The following is a 17,810-nucleotide window of genomic DNA, read 5'->3' as shown; positions in this document are numbered from 1 at the left end:
TGCTCCCACGTCCTCCGCGGGGCGTCAGTCCGCGGACGCCTCCGCGACGGCGGCCGGCTCGGCTCGCCGTTCGGACATGAAGCGCAGCACGTCCTTGTCGACGATGATGTCGCTCGGCCGGAGCGGCCGCGTCAGGTAGAGCCCCTCGAGGCTCGTGATGCGGCTGAGCGCCACGTAGGTCTGCCCGGGGGCGAAGGCGCGCTGCCCGAGGTCGACCACGGCGGAGTCGTAGGTCTTGCCCTGCGACTTGTGGATCGTGACCGCCCACGCCAGGCGGAGCGGGAACTGCGCGAACTCGGCGACGATCTCGCGGGTGAGCTTCTTCGTCGCGGCGGAGTAGGAGTAGCGGTAGCGCTCCCAGGTCGCGGGCTCGACCTCGTGGACCTCACCGTCCACCTCGACCCACACCGTCCCCGCGACCTTCGTCACCCGGCCGATCGTGCCGTTCACCCAACGCTGCTCGGAGTCGTTGCGCAGGAACATCACGTGCGCGCCGATCTTGAGCTCGAGGTTCTGGTCCGCCGGATAGGCGCGCCCGCCGAAGTCGCCGCTGATCTCGGCCGAGGCGGTCTTCAGGGGGCCCTTCAGCCGCGCGAGCGCCGCCTGGTTGATGCGGTTGACCGTGTCGTTGCGGGTCGCGAGCGTGATCGCGTCGTCCGCCGGAGGCGTCCGCGCGCCCGCGGCGTTCAGCACGTCGGCGATCTCCTTCGTCACCATGCCGAAGCGGACCGCGTTGAGCATCCACTTGAAGCGCTCGTCGCTCTGCCGGTGGATCCGGCCGAGCTCGACGATCCGCAGCGGCGCCTCCTGCCAGACGAGGGCGTCGAAGAACCACAGCGAGCGGTAGCGGTCGGCGAAGTAGGCGCGCTCCTCCGGATCGCCGGGAACGGGTGCGAGCTGGAACGGGTCGCCGAAGAGGACGACCTGCACGCCCCCGAACGGCTCGGAGCGCCGCTGCCGCGCCTGCCGGAGGCTGCGGTCGATCCCGTCGAGCAGGTCGGCGTTGACCATGGAGATCTCGTCGATGACGAGCGTGTCGATGGTGTTGAGGAGCTTGCGCAGCTCGGGCGGCTGGTCGAGGTCGGAGTCGGCGATGACGCCGATCGGCAGTCGGAAGAGCGAGTGGATGGTCTGGCCGCCGACGTTCAGCGCCGCGACGCCGGTGGGGGCGCAGATGACGATCTGCTTGTCGGTGTTCCAGCTCAGGTGGTTGAGCAGGGTGGACTTGCCCGTGCCCGCGCGACCCGTGACGAACAGGTGCTCGCGCGTGTTCTCGATGAGGTCGAAGACCCGCTGCTGCTCGTCGGAGAGGGTCGGCTGAGTCACCGCTCCACTGTACCCGCGGGCCGCAGGGACCCCCGGGGCCCGGGCGCGGATCAGCCGCGCTTCTGGAGGGCGGCCAGGCGGTCGTTGTAGGCCGTGAGCTCGGCCTCTCCGGTGCGGTCGGCCTGGCGGTCGCGGCGCTTGGTCTCGCGGGCGTCGGAGCGGCTCCACATCATCGCGACGACGATCGCGAGCGCGAGGGTGGGGATCTCGCCGATGCTCCACGCGATGCCGCCGGCCGCCTGCTGATCGGCGAGCGCGGAGGTGCCCCAGCCCATCGCTCCGTACCAGTCGGCGAGGAGCAGCCCCTCCCCCGTCATCAGCGCGAGGCCGAAGAAGGCGTGGAACGCCATGGTGCCCAGCAGCAGCAGGAGGCGCATCGCGAAGGGCACGCGGTGCACGCTCGGGTCCACTCCGATCAGGACGCTGACGAAGAGGTACCCGGTGATCAGGAAGTGGACGATCATCCACTCGTGGCCGATGTGGTCCGTGGTGGCCCAGCGGAACAGCGGGGAGTAGTAGAAGCCCCAGAGCGACCCGACGAACAGCAGCGCGGCGACGATCGGGTGCGAGATCGCGGTGGCGAAGCGCGAGTGCACGGCGAGCAGCACCCACTCGCGGGCACCGCGGGAGCCGTCGGTGCGGCGGGCGGCGGCGCGGGCGATGAGCGTGACCGGTGCCGCCGGGACGAGCAGCAGCGGCACCGCCATGGTGAGGACCATGTGCGAGAGCATGTGGGCGCTGAACAGGTACTTCTCGTACGCGTTCACCCCGCCGTTCGTGATGTAGGCCAGGAGGAGCATGCCCGCGATCCAGAGGATCGTGCGGTGCAGGGGCCAGCGGTCGCCGCGGCGGCGCAGGCGCACCACTCCGGCGACGTAGAACGCGATGGCGAAGGAGCAGACCAGGAGCCAGACCAGGTCGATGTTCCAGAGCGTGAGGAAGTTCATCGCGCTCGCGGGCGGCGGCAGGGGCTCGCCCGTCAGCAGCTGGGCCGGGGTCGGATCCGTGAGCTGGCTGGCGGCGATCTGGTCGACCGGGGTCGCGGTGCGCGCGAGCGCCGCAGCGACTCCGGAGGCGATCCCCATGAAGGAGATCTCGGCGCCGACGAGCCACCAGAAGCTGCGGCCGCCGACACCGCCGGCCTTCCGCATCCGCTCGATGAGGTAGCGGCGCTGCAGCACGCCGAACAGGCCCAGCGCGACCAGCGCCGCGACCTTGACCAGCACGAGGATCCCGTAGCCGGTGAGCAGGTTGTCGAGGGTGGCGAGCCGGAGCTCGGCGCTGACGTAGCCGGACGCCGCGACCACGACGAAGCTCACGAGCGCGAGGCTGGAGTAGCGCTCGATCACGGGCAGCAGGCGGGAGCCGCCGAGCAGGGGCCGCAGGGCGATTACGGTGATGAGGCCGCCCAGCCAGATCGCCGCGAAGACGAGGTGCAGGCCCAGCGCCGTGACGGCGGCGTCGTGCCCGCTCGCTCCGGCCGCGTGCCCCTGCTGCGCCATCGGCAGCAGCGTGAGCAGGGCCAGGCCCGTGACGAAGACGAGCGCGGTCTGGTTGCGGACGGCGAAGCAGAGGACGGTGACGACGGCCGCGAGCAGCGTCGTGATGAGCCAGGCCTGGCCGACCTCGATGCTGCCGATGAAGTAGCTGAGCTTGGTGCCGAAGTCGCGGTCGAGGCTCAGGGGCGTCTGCGTGACGTTGAGGAAGGTGAGGAACCCGGTCACCGCGCTGGCCGCCGCGAAGAAGGCGGCGCTGGCGGCGGCGACGTCGAGGGCGATCGAGAACTCGGTGCGCGGCTCGGGCGCGGCCTCGCCGGGCGCAGGGCGCGCGGGGGCGACCGCGGTGCGCGTCGATCCGGCGCGGGAGGAGGACTGGCCGCCGCGCGAGGACTGGCCGGCGCGCGAGGAGGCGTGAGCGGTCGAGGCGCGGGACGAGGATCGGGCGTCGCGGGCGGCGGCGGCGCGGGGGCTCAGCGCGAACAGCGTCAGCACGAGCGAGCCGATCATGCCCGCGGCGCCGAGATTGACGGCCAGCTTGGCGATCGGGAGGCCGTAGCGGACCACGGGGCCGGGATCGTTCAGCAGCGGAGCCGCGGCTCCCCCGCCGAAGGCCAGGGCCGCGAGGAGGGCGACGAGCGCTGCGGCGATGAGCACGAGCGCAGGGCCGACGATCCGGACGGTTCGATTCACCGGTCCAGCCTACGTTCCGCGGCTGATCGGCAGCCGCGTCCGCGGACGATCGGCGGCCGCGTCCGCGGACGACGACGGCCCCGGCGCAGTGCCGGGGCCGTGTCGGAGGGCGCGACTACTTCGCGGCGGCCTTGAGCTTGGTGCCCGCTGAGACCTTGACCGAGTGGCCGGCGGCGATCTGGATGGTCTCGCCGGTCTGCGGGTTGCGGCCGGTGCGTGCGGCGCGGGAGGTGCGCTCGACGGCGATCCAGCCGGGGATGGTGACCTTCACGTCGTTCGACACGGAGTCGGCGAGGGTGGTGAAGAGCGAGTCGAGGACGCCGTTGACGGCGGCCTGGCTCTGGCCGGAGTCGGCGGCGATCTTCGCGACGAGCTCGGTGCGGTTGAGCGACTTGTCAGCCATGGAGTGTCCTCCCAGGACGTTCTCGCTGTCGGAACAGCTGGTTTCGATGGATCGTCCTCGGCCGGGGACGGACGTCCTCAACCGGTCGGACCGTCGGTAACCTACCAGCCCCGCCCCGGATCTCCGGCGATTCCGGCCTCGAGACGCCCGGAACGACGCCGATCGCGCCGGTCGGTCCCTCCACAGGAGGCGCTCGGCGCCTCTCGTCCACCGGTCCGCCGATCGCCTCTCCGCGCGGCCCGCGGCCTGACGAGGATCGGCTCATGACGACGACGGCACTCCTCCCTCCACCCGCTCCGGCCGACGCTGCCCTCCTCCGCCCTCCCCGGCGGCACCCTCCCGCCCGCAGGCCGTACGAGCCCGGTCTCGCCGCGCTCGCGCTGGGCCTGCTCGCGCTCGCGTCCTCCGTGCATCCGCTCTGGGCCCTCCCCGCCGTCGCCGTGGCGGTCGCCGCGGTGATCGCGTCCGTGCGGGCGCTGCGGTGGGCGGGCGAGCGGAGGAGCGCGGTGGCCGGGCTCGCCTGCGCGGCTCTCGCACTGCTCGTCTGCTCCGTCACGGCACCCGCCTCCGTGCGGGCGGGCCTGGCCGTGCTGGCTTGGATCACCGCCCTGCGGCCCGGCCCGTGAGCGGGCGCGGCTCCGGTCCAGCCCGCCTCGCTACAGTGACGGCGGCCCGCGCCCGAGCGGGCCGGGAGGACGGCCACGATGGCTCAGACGGACGGTTGGATCTCGACGGCGATCTGGTGGCACGTCTACCCGCTCGGCTTCACGGGCGCCGAGGCGAGCGCCTCGGAGGGTCCGGGTCCGGACGACGAGCCGCAGCACCGCCTCCGCGCCCTGCTCCCCTGGCTCGACGACCTGCTGGCGCTGGGCTGCAACGGGCTGCTGCTGGGGCCGGTCTTCGCCTCCTCCACCCACGGCTACGACACGGTCGACCACTTCCGGGTCGATCCCCGCCTCGGCGACGAGGCAGACCTCGACGCGCTGATCGCCGCGTGCCGCGAGCGCGGGATCCGGGTGCTGCTCGACGGGGTCTTCAACCACGTGGGACGGGAGCACCCCTGGTGGCGTGCCGCGGTCGCGGCCGGCGAGGGCTCCCCCGAGGCGGCGCGCTTCTCCCGCAGCGAGCGGTCGCAGGAGGTCGACGGCCTCCGCGTCGACGTGTTCGAGGGGCACGACGCTCTGGTCGAGCTCGACAACGGGAACCCCGAGGTCGCGGAGCACGTGTCCTCCGTGCTCGCGCACTGGCTCGAGCGGGGCATCGACGGCTGGCGGCTCGACGCGGCGTACGCGGTCGCGCCGGCGGCCTGGCGCGCGGCGATCGACCCGGTGCGGCAGCGCTTCCCCGACGCGTGGTTCGTCGGCGAGGTCATCCACGGCGACTACACCGGCTACGTGCGGGAGTCGGGGCTCGACTCGGTCACGCAGTACGAGCTCTGGAAGGCCGTCCGCAACTCCCTCGAGGAGGCGAACCTCTTCGAGCTGGCCTGGTCCCTGAAGCGCCACGACGACTTCGTCCGCGAGTTCCCGCCCCTGACCTTCGTCGGCAACCACGACGTGACCCGGATCGCCAGCGCCGTCAGCGACGAGCGCCACCACGGCCACGCCACGGCGATCCTCGGCTTCGTCGCCGGCGTGCCGAGCATCTACTCCGGCGACGAGCGGGGCCTGCGCGGCGTCAAGGAGGAGCGGATCGGCGGCGACGACGCGATCCGCCCGGAGTTCCCGGCCGATCCCGCCGAGTGGCCGGGCGGGGAGGCCTACCGGGCCCACCAGGAGGTCGTCGCGTTCCGCCGACGGAACCCGTGGCTGGTCGGCGCGAGCACCCGCACGGTCGACCTCTCCAACACCGCCGTGATGCTCGTGGCGGAGGGCCCGGAGGGACGCACCGCGCGGCTCGCGCTGAACATCGGCGACGAGACGGCGACCGTCGGCGGCGTCCAGGTCGCTCCCCACTCCTGGTCGCTGCACGACTGACCCGGCGCGCGGGCGGCCCGGCAGTGCGCGACGGAGCGTCGACCTCCGGGGGCCCGTCCTCTACGCTCGGGCGCATGCCGAGACCTGCACGAGGACCCTTCGACGGGCGAGCCGACTCGATCGACGACGCCGGGATGCCGGCGTCCGGACTCGAGCAGGCGTTCGCCGCCCCCGTCGACCCGGAGAGCGACCCCGGACCGGGCGAGAGGAGCGGCCTGTCGAGCCGCATCGCCCAGGAGCTGCTCGAGGACGGCTTCGGCCTCGACGCGAGCGACGAGGAGCCCCCGTCCCGCGCCGTGGAGATCGACGATCCCGCCCGCGCCGTGGGTGACGATCCCGCCCACCCCGTGCACGGCTCGATGTCCGGCGAGTTCGAGCGCCGCTGAGCCCGGCCGCCGTCGGTCGGTCGTCGACAGCCCGGCGGCACCGCTCCGCCCGCCGGCCGTCGTCACCCCGCCGGTACCGCGCCGCCGGCCGCCGGAGCCGGGTCCGGGCCGGCCGCCTGCAGCTCGGCGAGGAATCCGGGCCGGAGCACGCGTGCCTCGATCGACGCGGCTCCCGAGGTCCAGCCGTCGCCGAGCGGACGCTCGGGCGTGAGCAGCACGTGGCCCGGCGTCCCCGCTCGGCCGAGGGCGGCGGCGACGCGGCCCTCCGGATCGTAGAGGGCGTGGTCGACGAGCGGCCCGTAGACGGCGTGCACCGCGAAGTCCTCGCGGCTGCCGAGGAGGACGGGCAGCAGCTCCTCGCCCGGGCGCAGGCCGTGGGGCCACCAGCGGAAGCGCTCGACGAGCGCGTGGCAGGCGGCGCACGAGGGCGAGAAGAAGACGAGGTGCGTCGCCGGGCGGGACAGCTCCTCGAGCGTCAGGAGCTCGCCGGCCACTGTGACGAACGCGAGGTCGGCGGCCGAGAGGTCGCCCTCGGGCGCGCGCCCCGGCGCGGACTCCCTGTCGGCTGCGGACAGGCGGGCGGCCGCCCGGACGCGAGCGGCCGTCGACGCCGCACGGCGGTCGCGCACCAGCACGAGCGAGACCGCGGCGAGAGCGGCGGCGAGCCCGGACGCCGCCGCCGAGGCACCGCCGCCGCCGAGCAGCGCGGCCGGAGCGAGCCCGCCGAGGGCCCCGGCGACCGCGAGCGCGAGCAGCACCGCGTTCCTCGCGACGGTGCGTCCGGTCATCCGTGCCGAGCCCAGCCCGCCGAAGCACTCGCAGTCGACGTCCTCCGTCGCGCGGACCGCGCGGACGGCGACGACGAGGAACACGGCGTCGAGGAGCGCCACCGGCACGAGGGCGGCACGGTGCGCCGGAGCGGGCGCCAGCACCACCGCGGCGCCCAGCGCGATCTCGACGACGGGGAAGGCGGCCGCGAACCAGCCGCGGCGCCGGAGGAGGAGGGGGACCCCGAGCGCCTCGAGGCTCGCCCGGAACCGCTCCGTGCGGCCGAGCTTCAGGGCGCCGCTGACGACGAGCACCGCGCCCGCGCACCACGCGGCGATCGCGAGAACCGCCTCCAGCATCCGTCGCCCTCCTCGCTCGGCATCGACCCGCACAACGCTACCGGCGCGGACCGGCCTCCCGCGGCCGAGACGGGGAACGGGGCGGAGACGGCGCGATCCGGCGCGTTCCGCCCTCCGGACGAGCCGCTGCCGGCACATCCGGCGCCCGGATCCCTCCAGGCGGGGCGCCCCCGGGCTCCCTCCCGGTCCCGGACGGCCGCTCCGCCGTACACTGCGAGAGGATCGGAGGGGTCATGCGGGGACGGCGAGCGCGCGACGAGCGGCACGGCACGGCGGCGAGTCCGCCTGCGGCCGCCGCTCCCCCGGCTGCGGTCACGGCTCCGGCCCCCTCGGACTCGCCGGACGACGCCTCGGGCGACGTCTCGACCGGGATGCGGATCGCCGCCGCCTGGTCGTGGCGCTTCCTCGCCGTCGCCGGGCTCCTCTACCTCCTCGTGCGCCTCGTCTCGCTGCTGCCCGTGATCGTCGTGCCGGTGCTGATCGCGCTGCTGCTCACCGCGCTCCTCACCCCGCTGCGGAACCGGCTCGAGCGCCTGCGGCTCCCCCGCCCGCTCGCGGTCCTGGTCTCGATCGTCCTGATGCTCCTCCTGCTGACCGGCCTCGTCGGGCTGGTGATCGTGCAGTCGCGCTCCGGCTTCAGCGGAGTGGGGCAGCGCGCTCTCGACGCGGTCGACGGCGTCGAGGCGTGGCTGCGGAGCCCGCCGCTGTCGTTCTCGGACGTCCAGCTCTCGGACTGGGCGCAGCGCGCGGTCGACTGGGCCGACGCGCAGGCGTCGACGATCGCGTCCGGGGCCCTCGCCGTCGGCTCCCAGCTGGCCGAGGTCTTCGCCGGAACCCTCCTCACCCTGTTCTCGCTGATCTTCCTGCTCCTCGACGGCCGCCGGATCTGGCACTGGTTCCTCCGCCTCCTCCCCCGCCGCGCGCGCCCCGCGATGGAGCGCGGCGGCGCCGCCGGCTGGCGGACCCTCAGCCAGTTCGTGATCGCGCAGCTCGGCGTCGCCGGGATCAACGCCGTCGGCATCGGCATCGGCGCGCTCGCGCTGCAGCTGCCGCTCGTCGTGCCGATCGCGATCGTGGTGTTCCTCGGCTCGTTCGTCCCGATCCTCGGCGCGATCGTGACCGGTGCGCTCGCCGCGCTGGTCGCGCTGCTGTTCAGCGGGCCCGTCGCCGCGCTGGTGATGGTCGGCGTCGTGATCCTGGTGCACCTGCTCGAGGGGCACGTGCTGCAGCCGCTCATCCTCGGGACCGCCGTGAAGGTGCATCCGCTCGCCGTGGTGCTCGGAGTCGCGACCGGGCTCGAGGTGGCCGGGCTCGCCGGGGCGCTGTTCGCGGTGCCGACCATCGCGACGCTGAACGCGGCGGTCACCGCCATGCGGGCGCGCGCGCCCGGAGCGGAGTGAGCGCGTTCGATCCGGCCGCCCGACCCGGATCGACGGTGCTGCCCGCCCTCGCCTGCCCGGTCTGCGGCGGCGCGCTCGCCCCCGACGCGCTGCCCCGCCCCTCCTCGCTCCGCTGCCCCCTCGGGCACAGCTCCGACCTCGCGCGCCAGGGCTACGCCTCGCTCCTGCGCGGGAGGCACGCGACCTCGGGCGACACCACGGCGATGGTGCAGGCCCGCGCCGACCTGCTCGGCTCCGGCCACTACCGCGTGATCCAGGACGCGGTCGCCGCGGCCGTCCCCGCCGATGCGCGGCTCGTGGTCGACCTCGGCTGCGGCACCGGGGCGTACCTCGCGGCCGTGCTCGAGGCGCATCCGGCGGCGGACGGGCTGGGCCTGGACCTCTCGGCCCCAGCCGCCCGCCGCGCCGCCCGCGCGCACCCTCGGGCGGCGATCGCGACCGCGGACCTCTGGCAGCCCCTCCCGCTGGCCGACGCCTCCGCCGACGCGCTGCTCACCGTCTTCGCGCCGCGGAACGCCCCGGAGATGCGACGGGTGCTCCGTCCGGGCGGCGTCGCCGTCGTCGTCACTCCGCGCGAGAGGCACCTGCACGAGATCCGCGAGCGGTTCGGGATGCTGGGCATCGACGCCGGCAAGGCGGAGCGGCTCGACGAGCAGCTGGCGGGGTTCGCGCTCGAGGAGCGCATCGAGCTCGACACGACGGTGCTGATGAGCGTCGACGAGCTGCGCGCCGAGGTGCTGATGGGGCCGAGTGCCCACCACGTGGATCCCGAGGCGCTGGACGCTCGGCTCGCGGCGGTGGAGGGGACGACCGCGGTGACGGTCGCGGTCACCGTGTCGCGCTTCGTGCGCGCGGAGTAGCGGCGGGCGTGCCGCCGACCCCGCGTCAGTACGTCTCGCGCAGGCGCTCCTGGTCGACCACCGCTTCGCGGTCCGCGAGGCGGCGCAGGCCCGCGAGGGGCTGGGCCATCCGGTGGTTGCCGCGGAGGACCGGCTCGGCCCGGTCGAGGAAGGCCCAGTACCCGGCGGTCACCGGGCAGGCGTTCTCGCCCAGGCGCACCTTCGGGTCGAAGCGGCAGCCGCCGCAGTAGTCGGACATCCGGTTGATGTAGGCGCCGCCCGAGGCGTACGGCTTCGTCGCGACGACGCCGCCGTCGGCGTGCTGGGACATCCCGATCACGTTCGCCGGCATCACCCACTCCGTGCCGTCGACGAAGACGTCCACGAACCAGTCGTTGAGCTCCGCCGGATCCCACCCCCGCTGCAGTCCCCAGTTGCCGAGCACCATCAGGCGCTGGATGTGGTGCGCCCAGCCGTGCCGGTGCACGTCGTCGAGAGTCTCGTGCAGGCAGTTCGCCTCGATGCCGCTCGGGTCGAGCGCGAGCAGCTCGGCGGGCAGCGGCGTGGAGGCGCCGAGCGCGCGGCTGCGGTTCCGGTACTCCGGCCCGAGGTGCCAGAACAGGTTCCAGACGTAGTCGCGCCAGCCGAGGATCTGGCGGATGAACCCCTCCGTCGCCGCGATCGGCGCGCCCCCGGCGGCGTACTCCGCCTCGGCCGCCTCGACGACCGTCCGCGGATCGAGCACGCCGAGGTTCATCGGGGCGCTGAGCAGCGAGTGCGCCATCGTCCAGTCGCCCGAGAGCATCGCGTCCTCGTAGGTCCCGAAGTCGCCCAGCCGCGACGACACGAAGTCGGCGAGCGCCGCCTCTGCCTCGGCGGGCGTCGCGGCGAAGCGGCGCGGACCGTCGGCGCCGACCAGGCGGATCGCCCCCTCGGCCTCCCAGCCCGCGAGGTCGGCGCGCACCTCCTCGTCGATGTCGTCCTCCTCCGGCCACCACGGGTCGGGCAGGCCGAGCCGGGAGGCGCCCTTGGGCGGAGGCTGGCGGTTGTCGTGGTCGTAGTTCCAGCGGCCGCCCTCGGGCTGGTCGCCGCGCATCAGCACGCCGGTGCGCTCGCGGCTCCACCGGTAGAAGTCCTCCAGCAGCAGGCGCTTGCCCGAGCGGGAGAGCGCCCACTCGCGGAAGTCCTCCTCGGCCGTGATGAAGCCGCGGCTGGGCAGGACGCTCATGCCGAGCCTGCGGGCGAGGCGGCGGCCGCCGCGGGTGGGCGGGTCGATCACCTCGAGGTCGTCGCGCCCGGCGAGGGCCTCGCCGAAGGTCTCGGAGCGGACGTACTCGGCGCGGTCCCCGAGCTCGCGGGCGCGGTGGCGGAGCGCCGACAGCAGCAGCTGCGCCTTGGCGCGGTGCATCGGGCGGCGCCCGAACGCCGATCGGGCCTCGACCAGCAGCATCGGACCGCCGTCGTCGAAGGCAGGGCCGAGCTGGCCGATGACGCTCCAGCGGGTGCGAGGGGGTCTGCTCATCCTCGGAGGCTAGGCGGACGGATCCGGCGCCGGTAGGAGTTGCGCGGCACGGATGTGCAGCCGCCACGTCTTGCACCCCCGCCCCCGATGCAGAAGTCTCGGAGCGAGCGCGGCCGATCCGACCGCGCACCGACGCGACGAAGCGAGGAGGCCGCCATGGCCCACCACGACCACGACAACGAGCACCACGAGGGTCACGAGCACCACGACCACCACGACCACCACGAGGGTCACGACGAGCACACCGCCGGCCACGGCCGTCACGTCGCCGAGGGCACGAGCACCGAGGACACCGAAGGCGGCGAGTACACCTCGACGGAGGGCGTCTCGCACACCGCCGGCGAGGCCGAGGGCAGCTACGTCGACACCTCGGTCAACGAGCAGAGCACCGCCGACAAGGGCAGCTACGTCGACACCAGCGCCGCGGGCACCTCCGCCGAGGGCGAGGGCGAGTACACCGACCGCGACGAGTGACCCGCGCCCGGGCGCCGCGCGTCCCGCCGGGACACCGCGCTCCGGCCGGTGTCCCGGCGGGGAGCCGGCGCCTCGGCGGGACGCGGTGGTCCGCCGGCCCTTCAGGCGGGCTTCAGCGGAGCCGCGGCTAGCCTGGGCTCGCGCGGGGCCCCGCGCGCCGAGCCCGGGGAGGCCGCCATCCGCATCCTGGTCGTCGACGACGAGATCAACCTGCTCCGCGCCCTCGAGACGGGCCTGGAGGCCGAGGGCTTCGCCGTGGACACCGCCACCACCGGCACCGACGCCCTCTGGTACGCGCAGGAGGCCGACTACGCCGCCATCGTCCTCGACCTGATGCTCCCGGACGTCAGCGGCTTCCTCGTCTGCGAGCGGCTGCGCGCCGCCGAGGACTGGACCCCGATCCTGATGCTCACCGCGAAGGACGGCGACCTCGACCAGGTCGAGGCCCTCGACACCGGCGCCGACGACTACCTCACCAAGCCGTTCTCGTTCCCGGTGCTCGTCGCGCGGCTGCGCGCCCTCATCCGCCGCGGAGCCGCCGAGCGGCCCACGGTGCGCGTCGTCGGCGATCTCGTGCTGGATCCGGCGTCCCGGAGCGTCGAGCGGGGCGGAGTCGCCGTGCCGCTGACCGCGCGGGAGTTCAGCGTCCTCGAGTACTTCGTCTCGCGGGCGGGCGAGGTCGTCTCCAAACGCGACGTCCTCGGAGCCGTCTGGGACTTCGACTACGACGGCGACCCGAACATCGTCGAGGTCTACGTCCGCACCCTGCGCAACAAGATCGACCGGCCCTTCGGCCGCGACACACTCCGCACCCGGCGCGGGGCGGGCTACACGCTGGTGGCCGGGTGAGCCGCCGGAGCCTGCGGACCCGCATCACCGCGGCCGCGACCGCCGTGGTGGCCGCCGCCGCGCTCCTCGGGAGCGTGCTCTTCGTCCTGGTCCTCTCCTCCGTGCTCGCCTCGAGCGCCGCCTCCGCCGCCGACGCCGAGGCGGAGCGGGTCGCGGCGCTGGTCGAGCAGGGCGGCCCGGAGGCCGTCCGCGGCTCGGAGGGACTGGTCCAGCTCGTGGTCGACGGGCGGGTGACCGCCGCGGGCGAGGACGCGGAGGACCTCCCTCCGCTCGCGCTGGCCGAGAGCGACGACCCGGTCACGGTCGACGTGGACGACGAGGGGGCGGTGTTGGTCGCCGCCCGCGAGCTCGACGACGACTCCCTCGTCGTGGTCGGCGTGCCCGACGAGGGCCGCGAGGAGGCGGTGTCCACGACGATCGGGCTGCTCGCGGTCGCCGTCCCGCTGCTGATCGCGCTGGTGGCGGTGGTGTGCGCCGTCGTCGTCGGCCGGGCGCTGCGCCCCGTGGAGCGGATGCGCGCGGAGGCCGAGGCGGTCACCTCCTCCGCCCTGGACCGCCGGATCGCCGCTCCCGGCTCCGGCGACGAGGTCGACCGGCTGGCGCACACCCTCAACCGGATGCTCGATCGGCTGCAGAGCGGGCAGGAGCGGCAGCGGCGCTTCGTCTCGGACGCCTCGCACGAGCTGCGCTCCCCCGTCGCGGCGCTGCGTCAGACCGCGGAGGTGGCGCTCGCGCACCCGGACCGGCTCGACTCCGCCCGGCTGGCGAGGACGGTCGCGGAGGAGTCGGTGCGGCTCGGCGGGCTGATCGAGGGCCTGCTGCTGCTCGCCCGGGCGGACGAGGCGCGCCTGGCCGTGGCGGCGGCTCCCGTGGACCTCGACGATCTCGCCCTCGGCGAGGTGCGGCGCCTGCGCGACTCCGGAGCCCGGGTCGACGCGAGCGGGATCTCGCCCGTGCAGGCGGTGGCCGACGAGGCCCTGCTCTCGCGGGCGCTGCGGAACCTGGTCGACAACGCGGTGCGGCACCGCTCCTCGCAGCTGGCGCTCTCGACCCGGATCGACGGAGCGGAGGCGGTGCTCGCGGTGGACGACGACGGGCCGGGGATCCCGGCGGCGGAGCGCGAGCGGGTGCTCGAGCGCTTCGTCCGCCTCGACGAGGGCCGGGCGCGCGACGCCGGAGGGTCGGGCCTCGGCCTGGCGATCGTCGCCGGGATCGCGCGGGCCCACGGCGGACGGGTCGTCGTCGGCGACTCGGCGCTGGGCGGCGCCCGGGTCGAGGTGCGGGTGCCGCTCGTCCGCTGAGCGGGCGCTTCAGGCCTGCTTCAGCGCCCGACCGCGAGAGTGCTGGAGGCGTCGACGAGCGGCGCCGGGACGGAGCCATCGTGCAGAAGAAGACGAAGATCATCGCCGGGATCGCCGGAGCGGTCGTGCTGATCGGAGCCGGGACGGGCATCGCCTACGCGGCGACCGACGGCTTCGAGGGGTCCGACTCCCTCACCGGCAGCGACCTGGACCGCGCGAGCGAGGCCGCGCTCGCCGAGATCGGCGGCGGGACCGTCACCTCGGCCGAGCGCGACGACGACGGCGCCACCGGCTACGAGCTGGACCTGACCGACCGCGCCGGCCTCGAGTACGAGGTGCGCCTCGACGACTCCTTCGCCGTCGTGTCCGTGGACCCCGACGACCGCGCCCTCCAGGCCGGCTCCGGCGACGACGGCGTGCCTGCCGGCGACCCGACCACGGCCGCCGTTGACCCGGACGACCTCACCGGCGACGACCTCGCCCGCGCGAGCGAGGCGGCGCTGGGCGCCGTCGGCTCCGGGACCGTCACCGAGGCCGAGCGCAGCGACGACGCCGACCACGCCTTCGAGGTGGAGGTCACCCGCGAGGACGGCACGGACGTGGACGTCGAGCTCGACGCCGCGTTCGCCGTGCTCTCGACCCAGGAATAGCGCTCTAGCGGCCGCCGGGGCCCTTCGCGGCCCCGGGTGCGGCACCGCTGCCCGCGGGGGCGCCGACGCCGGTCGCCGCACCGCGAGCGCCCGGGCCGTTGCCGCCCGCGTTGCCGTTGCCGTTGCCGTTGCCGGGAGCGTTCCCGCTGTTGCCGGGTGCGCCACCGCTGTTCCCCGGAGCGTCGCCGCTGCTCCCCGGAGCGTCGTCGCCGGGAGCGGCCGGGGTCTCCTCCGCGGGCTCCTCCGGCTCGGTCGGCGTCTCCTCCGGCTCCGACTCCTCGGGCGAGGGGGCGGGGTCGTCCTCGGTCTCGACCGGAGCGGGCGTGTCCTCCGGCTCCTCCTCGACCGGGGTCGTCTCCTCGGGAGCCGGGGCGGTCGTCTCGGCCGGCGCCGGCTCCGGGGCTCCCGCGATCAGGGCCTCGAGGTCGGCGCGGACGACGTCGACCTGCGCCTGCACCGTCGCTGCGCGGTCGGAGCTGACGGAGTCCTCGGCGAGCGCGGCGTCGAGCGCCGACTGCAGCGAGGCGAGCTCGGTGAGAGCGCCCTGGTAGTCGTCGGCCGAGGCCTTCTCGGCGACGGCCACCACCGCGTCGTCGAGGGTCTGGGCGGTGCCCTCGTCGATGCCCTGCGGCGCGGAGGAGCATCCGCTCAGCAGCAGGACCGAGGCGAGCACGGCGCCGGCGGCGCGCAGTCTGAGGCCCCTCACGAGCGGATGCTCTCGCGCAGCTGACGGAGGTGGTCGCCCAGCTCGCCGTCCACCTGCGGCAGAGGCGACTGGGGACCGTCGATCAGGATGATCGCGAGCCCGACGGCGACCGCGACCAGCGCGAGCACCAGCACGATCAGCCACGGGCTCGGGCCGCGGCGCTGCGGAGGGGCGGCCGCGGGGCGGAGCGGAGCCGTGCGCGGCGCCGGAGCGGTCTGCGGTGCCGGAGCGATCCGCGGTGCCGGAGCGATCCGCTCGGTCGCGGTGAAGCGCTGCGTCGGAGCGATCGCCTCCGTGGCCGGGTAGGCGTCGGCCGCGAGCCGGCGGGTCGGGTCGAGCGCCTCCGTCCGCGTGATCGGCTCGGTCTCGGCGAGCGGCTCCGTCGACATCACCCGGGTGGCGGGGACGTCGGGGACGACGATGGCCGCCGGCGGGGAGTCGCGCCGCGGATCGATCAGGCGGCGTGCCGACTCCGCCACCTGGAGCGCGGCGGGACGCTCGCCGGGCTCGCGCCGCGTCATCGAGGTCAGGAGCGAGGTCCAGCCGCTGCCGAGCGACTCCGAGACCTCGGGGTCGCGGAGCAGGCGGGCGAGCGTGACCTCGATCGCCGAGCCCGTGAACGGGCGGCGGCCGGTCAGCGACTCCAGAAGCACCAGGCCGAGGGAGTAGATGTCGCTCGCCGAGGTGACCGGGTCGCCGTGCGCCTGCTCGGGGCTGAGGTAGGCGGCGGTGCCGATGAGGGTGCCGGGCGCGGTGATCCGCGTCGCGTCGATGAGGGAGGCGATGCCGAAGTCGGCCAGCTTCGGGCGGAACTCGCGGCTGGTCAGCGGGCTCGGGACGAGCAGCACGTTCGACGGCTTCACGTCGCGGTGCACGACTCCGGCCGCGTGGACCGTGTGCAGGGCCTCGCCGAGGTCGCCCGCCATCGAGGCGACGTCGTTCGGCGCGACCGGGCCCTCGGCGAGCCGCTCGGACAGGCTCGGGCCCTCGGCGAGCTCCATCACCATGTAGGCCTGGCCGTTGGTGTCGTCGCCGCCGTCGTGCGCGTCGTAGAGGGTGACGAGGGCGGGGTGGTTGAGCGCCGCGAGCAGCCGGATCTCGGACGCCTTGCGCTGCAGGTCCTGCGCGTCGTCGATGCCGGGGGCGAACATCTTCAGCGCGACGGAGCGGCCGAGGACGCCGTCTCGCGCCCGGTAGACCGTGGCCATGCCGCCGCGGCCGATGAGCTCCTCGATCGTGTACCGGCCGTCGACCGTCGTCCCGACGATGCGGGTGTCGCCTGTCCGGTGGGATGCCACGGGTCCTCCTCGCGGTCGGCGGCGGGTGTGCCGCGCCCCCCGGTGCGACCGTCGACCCAGGGTAGTACGTCGACCCTGCACGCCGCCCTCCCCCGGCCGGGCTGTCAAGCGGGTGCCCCCGCGCGCGCCCCGACGTAGCGTCGGAGGTCCCGACGAAAGGCGACGACATGGACCAGGACCGCACGGAGCAGGACGACCAGGGCTCGACCATCGGCAAGCCGGACGGGGCGGCGCCCGCCACCTCCTCCGAGAGCGAGACCATCGAGAAGGACATCTCGGAGTCGCCCGGCAGCGAGCGCGAGACCGAGGCCAAGCAGGACTCGGATCCGGCGGAGAGCCGCACCGAAGTCTCCGGCTCGGCCGAGGTGAAGGCCGTGCCCGGCACGGGCGGCCCGGACGACGTGGGCGACGTCGAGGTCGACCCCGACGAGGTCTCGCTGAACGGCAAGCCGTTCCCGGGTCACGCGGGCACGAAGTAGGACGCCCGGGAGGGGCGGGGCCGCGGCTCCGCCCCTCCCGTGCTCTCCGGTCCGCCCACCACCGGTCGTCCGCCCTCGCCCGGAGGTTCCGCGGACCGCGCGGATCGTCCCGCGCCTGTCAGGCGAGCGGCGTCAGGCGACCGGCGTCAGGCGATCGGCGTCAGGCGATCGGCGTCAGGCGATCGGCGTCAGGCGACCGGCGTCAGCAGGCCCGGGTCGCGGCGGTCGACAGTGCGGGAGTTGTTCACGCGGCGGTCGACCGGGTGGGCCGTGACGGTCGACGCCATCGCGACGGACGCCCGGTCGAGGGTGGCGAGCATCTCCTCGGCGGAGGCGAGCGGAGCCGGGTCGAGCCAGGCGTCGCGCACGTCGGGCGTGAGGAACACGGGCATCCGGTCGTGCACCTCGCCGGAGGCGTCGCGCGCCTCGCGGGTGATGATCGTGAAGGAGACGCGCCAGTCGTCGCCCTCCTTGCGGGCCGTGTAGAGGCCGGCCGCGGCGAGGATCGGCTCCTCGCCCTGCAGGAACCAGGGCTGCTTGCCGTCGGCGCGGGTCTCCCACTCGTAGTACCCGCGCATCGGCACGATCGCGCGCTGCTTGGCGAACGCCCCGCGGAACAGGCCGTTCGTCGCGACCGACTCGAGGCGCGCGTTGATCGGCGAGGGCCCCCTGCCCTTCGACCAGGACGGGGTGAAGCCCCAGGACGCGAGCTCCAGCTCGCGCTCCCGCTCGCCGTCGTGGAGCCGCTCGCGCACGATCGGCGCGACGTCGGTGGGAGCGACGCTGTAGTCGGGCGCCCAGTCCTCGGCGCGCCCGCCCGCGGCGACGAACTCGCGGATCAGCTCATCGGTCTCGGAGTCCATCGCGAAGCGGCCGCACATGCGG

The 17,810-nt window shown here is 74.7% G+C and carries 18 protein-coding genes; 10 read left to right on the top strand and 8 right to left on the bottom strand.

What is annotated here, in order from left to right; translation table 11 throughout:
• Positions 1-24: 24 nt before the first annotated feature.
• The 3 genes from C5C46_RS06660 to C5C46_RS06650 all read right to left on the bottom strand — a co-directional run bounded on the left by C5C46_RS06660 (position 25) and on the right by C5C46_RS06650 (position 3,918).
• Complete coding sequence (locus tag C5C46_RS06660) at positions 25-1,326, bottom strand: ATP-dependent RecD-like DNA helicase (RefSeq protein ID WP_104222908.1); 1,302 nt, start codon at positions 1,324-1,326, stop codon at positions 25-27.
• 50 nt (positions 1,327-1,376) lie between these two features.
• Entirely contained in the window at positions 1,377-3,515 is a 2,139-nt protein-coding gene (locus tag C5C46_RS06655; RefSeq protein ID WP_258059377.1) for a bifunctional copper resistance protein CopD/cytochrome c oxidase assembly protein, read from the bottom strand.
• A gap of 115 nt (positions 3,516-3,630) precedes the next feature.
• Positions 3,631-3,918, bottom strand: a complete 288-nt coding sequence (locus C5C46_RS06650; RefSeq protein WP_056037903.1) for an HU family DNA-binding protein — start codon at positions 3,916-3,918, stop codon at positions 3,631-3,633.
• Positions 3,919-4,181: 263 nt separating this feature from the next.
• Between C5C46_RS06650 and C5C46_RS06645 the strand changes: the two genes are divergently transcribed.
• The 3 genes from C5C46_RS06645 to C5C46_RS17215 all read left to right on the top strand — a co-directional run bounded on the left by C5C46_RS06645 (position 4,182) and on the right by C5C46_RS17215 (position 6,280).
• Positions 4,182-4,544 (top strand): hypothetical protein, encoded by a 363-nt coding sequence (locus C5C46_RS06645; protein WP_104226124.1) that lies wholly within the window; start codon positions 4,182-4,184, stop codon positions 4,542-4,544.
• A gap of 78 nt (positions 4,545-4,622) precedes the next feature.
• Positions 4,623-5,894, top strand: coding sequence for an alpha-amylase family glycosyl hydrolase (locus tag C5C46_RS06640; protein WP_104226123.1), 1,272 nt, complete (start codon positions 4,623-4,625; stop codon positions 5,892-5,894).
• A gap of 74 nt (positions 5,895-5,968) precedes the next feature.
• A complete protein-coding gene (locus tag C5C46_RS17215) occupies positions 5,969-6,280 on the top strand; it encodes a hypothetical protein (protein ID WP_146076888.1) in 312 nt (103 codons plus the stop codon).
• Between the two features lie 62 nt (positions 6,281-6,342).
• On the opposite strand, the gene C5C46_RS17210 is transcribed toward C5C46_RS17215, so the two are convergent.
• Positions 6,343-7,407: a MauE/DoxX family redox-associated membrane protein gene (locus C5C46_RS17210; protein ID WP_104226122.1), complete on the bottom strand. Its 1,065-nt coding sequence runs from the start codon at positions 7,405-7,407 to the stop codon at positions 6,343-6,345.
• Between the two features lie 233 nt (positions 7,408-7,640).
• Between C5C46_RS17210 and C5C46_RS06625 the strand changes: the two genes are divergently transcribed.
• A complete protein-coding gene (locus C5C46_RS06625) occupies positions 7,641-8,807 on the top strand; it encodes an AI-2E family transporter (RefSeq protein WP_104226121.1) in 1,167 nt (388 codons plus the stop codon).
• Positions 8,804-9,667, top strand: a complete 864-nt coding sequence (locus C5C46_RS06620; RefSeq protein ID WP_104226120.1) for a methyltransferase domain-containing protein — start codon at positions 8,804-8,806, stop codon at positions 9,665-9,667. The genes C5C46_RS06625 and C5C46_RS06620 overlap by 4 nt, the downstream gene beginning before the upstream one ends.
• A gap of 25 nt (positions 9,668-9,692) precedes the next feature.
• Here the strand turns inward: C5C46_RS06620 and C5C46_RS06615 are convergent, their stop codons facing one another.
• A complete protein-coding gene (locus C5C46_RS06615; RefSeq protein WP_104226119.1) occupies positions 9,693-11,168 on the bottom strand; it encodes a cryptochrome/photolyase family protein in 1,476 nt (491 codons plus the stop codon).
• Positions 11,169-11,324: 156 nt separating this feature from the next.
• Here C5C46_RS06615 and C5C46_RS16825 point away from each other — a divergent pair, with 156 nt between their 5' ends.
• The 4 genes from C5C46_RS16825 (at position 11,325) to C5C46_RS06595 (ending at position 14,442) form a co-directional block, all read left to right on the top strand.
• Entirely contained in the window at positions 11,325-11,642 is a 318-nt protein-coding gene (locus C5C46_RS16825; RefSeq protein ID WP_181074911.1) for a hypothetical protein, read from the top strand.
• Positions 11,643-11,819: 177 nt separating this feature from the next.
• On the top strand, positions 11,820-12,491 hold the full coding sequence (locus C5C46_RS06605) for a response regulator transcription factor (protein WP_104226217.1): 672 nt from the start codon (positions 11,820-11,822) through the stop codon (positions 12,489-12,491).
• Positions 12,488-13,792 carry a cell wall metabolism sensor histidine kinase WalK gene (locus C5C46_RS06600; RefSeq protein ID WP_258059376.1) on the top strand — a complete coding sequence of 435 codons (1,305 nt, stop codon included), beginning with the start codon at positions 12,488-12,490 and terminating at the stop codon, positions 13,790-13,792. Before C5C46_RS06605 ends, C5C46_RS06600 begins: the two co-directional genes overlap by 4 nt.
• 80 nt (positions 13,793-13,872) lie before the next feature.
• Positions 13,873-14,442, top strand: coding sequence for a PepSY domain-containing protein (locus C5C46_RS06595; protein ID WP_104226118.1), 570 nt, complete (start codon positions 13,873-13,875; stop codon positions 14,440-14,442).
• Between the two features lie 4 nt (positions 14,443-14,446).
• Here the strand turns inward: C5C46_RS06595 and C5C46_RS06590 are convergent, their stop codons facing one another.
• Both C5C46_RS06590 and C5C46_RS06585 read right to left on the bottom strand, forming a co-directional pair.
• The gene (locus C5C46_RS06590) at positions 14,447-15,148 is read right to left on the bottom strand and encodes a hypothetical protein (protein WP_104226117.1); all 702 of its coding nucleotides are present in this window, start codon (positions 15,146-15,148) and stop codon (positions 14,447-14,449) included.
• A complete protein-coding gene (locus tag C5C46_RS06585) occupies positions 15,145-16,446 on the bottom strand; it encodes a serine/threonine-protein kinase (protein WP_104226116.1) in 1,302 nt (433 codons plus the stop codon). The genes C5C46_RS06590 and C5C46_RS06585 overlap by 4 nt, the downstream gene beginning before the upstream one ends.
• A 167-nt stretch (positions 16,447-16,613) precedes the next feature.
• Here C5C46_RS06585 and C5C46_RS06580 point away from each other — a divergent pair, with 167 nt between their 5' ends.
• Positions 16,614-16,925, top strand: coding sequence for a hypothetical protein (locus tag C5C46_RS06580; RefSeq protein WP_104222919.1), 312 nt, complete (start codon positions 16,614-16,616; stop codon positions 16,923-16,925).
• A gap of 188 nt (positions 16,926-17,113) precedes the next feature.
• Here C5C46_RS06580 and C5C46_RS06575 read toward each other — a convergent pair whose 3' ends face one another.
• Entirely contained in the window at positions 17,114-17,806 is a 693-nt protein-coding gene (locus C5C46_RS06575; RefSeq protein WP_104226115.1) for an SOS response-associated peptidase, read from the bottom strand.
• Positions 17,807-17,810 lie beyond the last annotated feature (4 nt).

Source organism: Rathayibacter sp. AY1E6, assembly GCF_002931115.1.
In the GTDB taxonomy this organism is placed as follows: Bacteria; Actinomycetota; Actinomycetes; order Actinomycetales; family Microbacteriaceae; genus Rathayibacter.
This window is presented reverse-complemented; position numbering and strand designations above follow the sequence as displayed.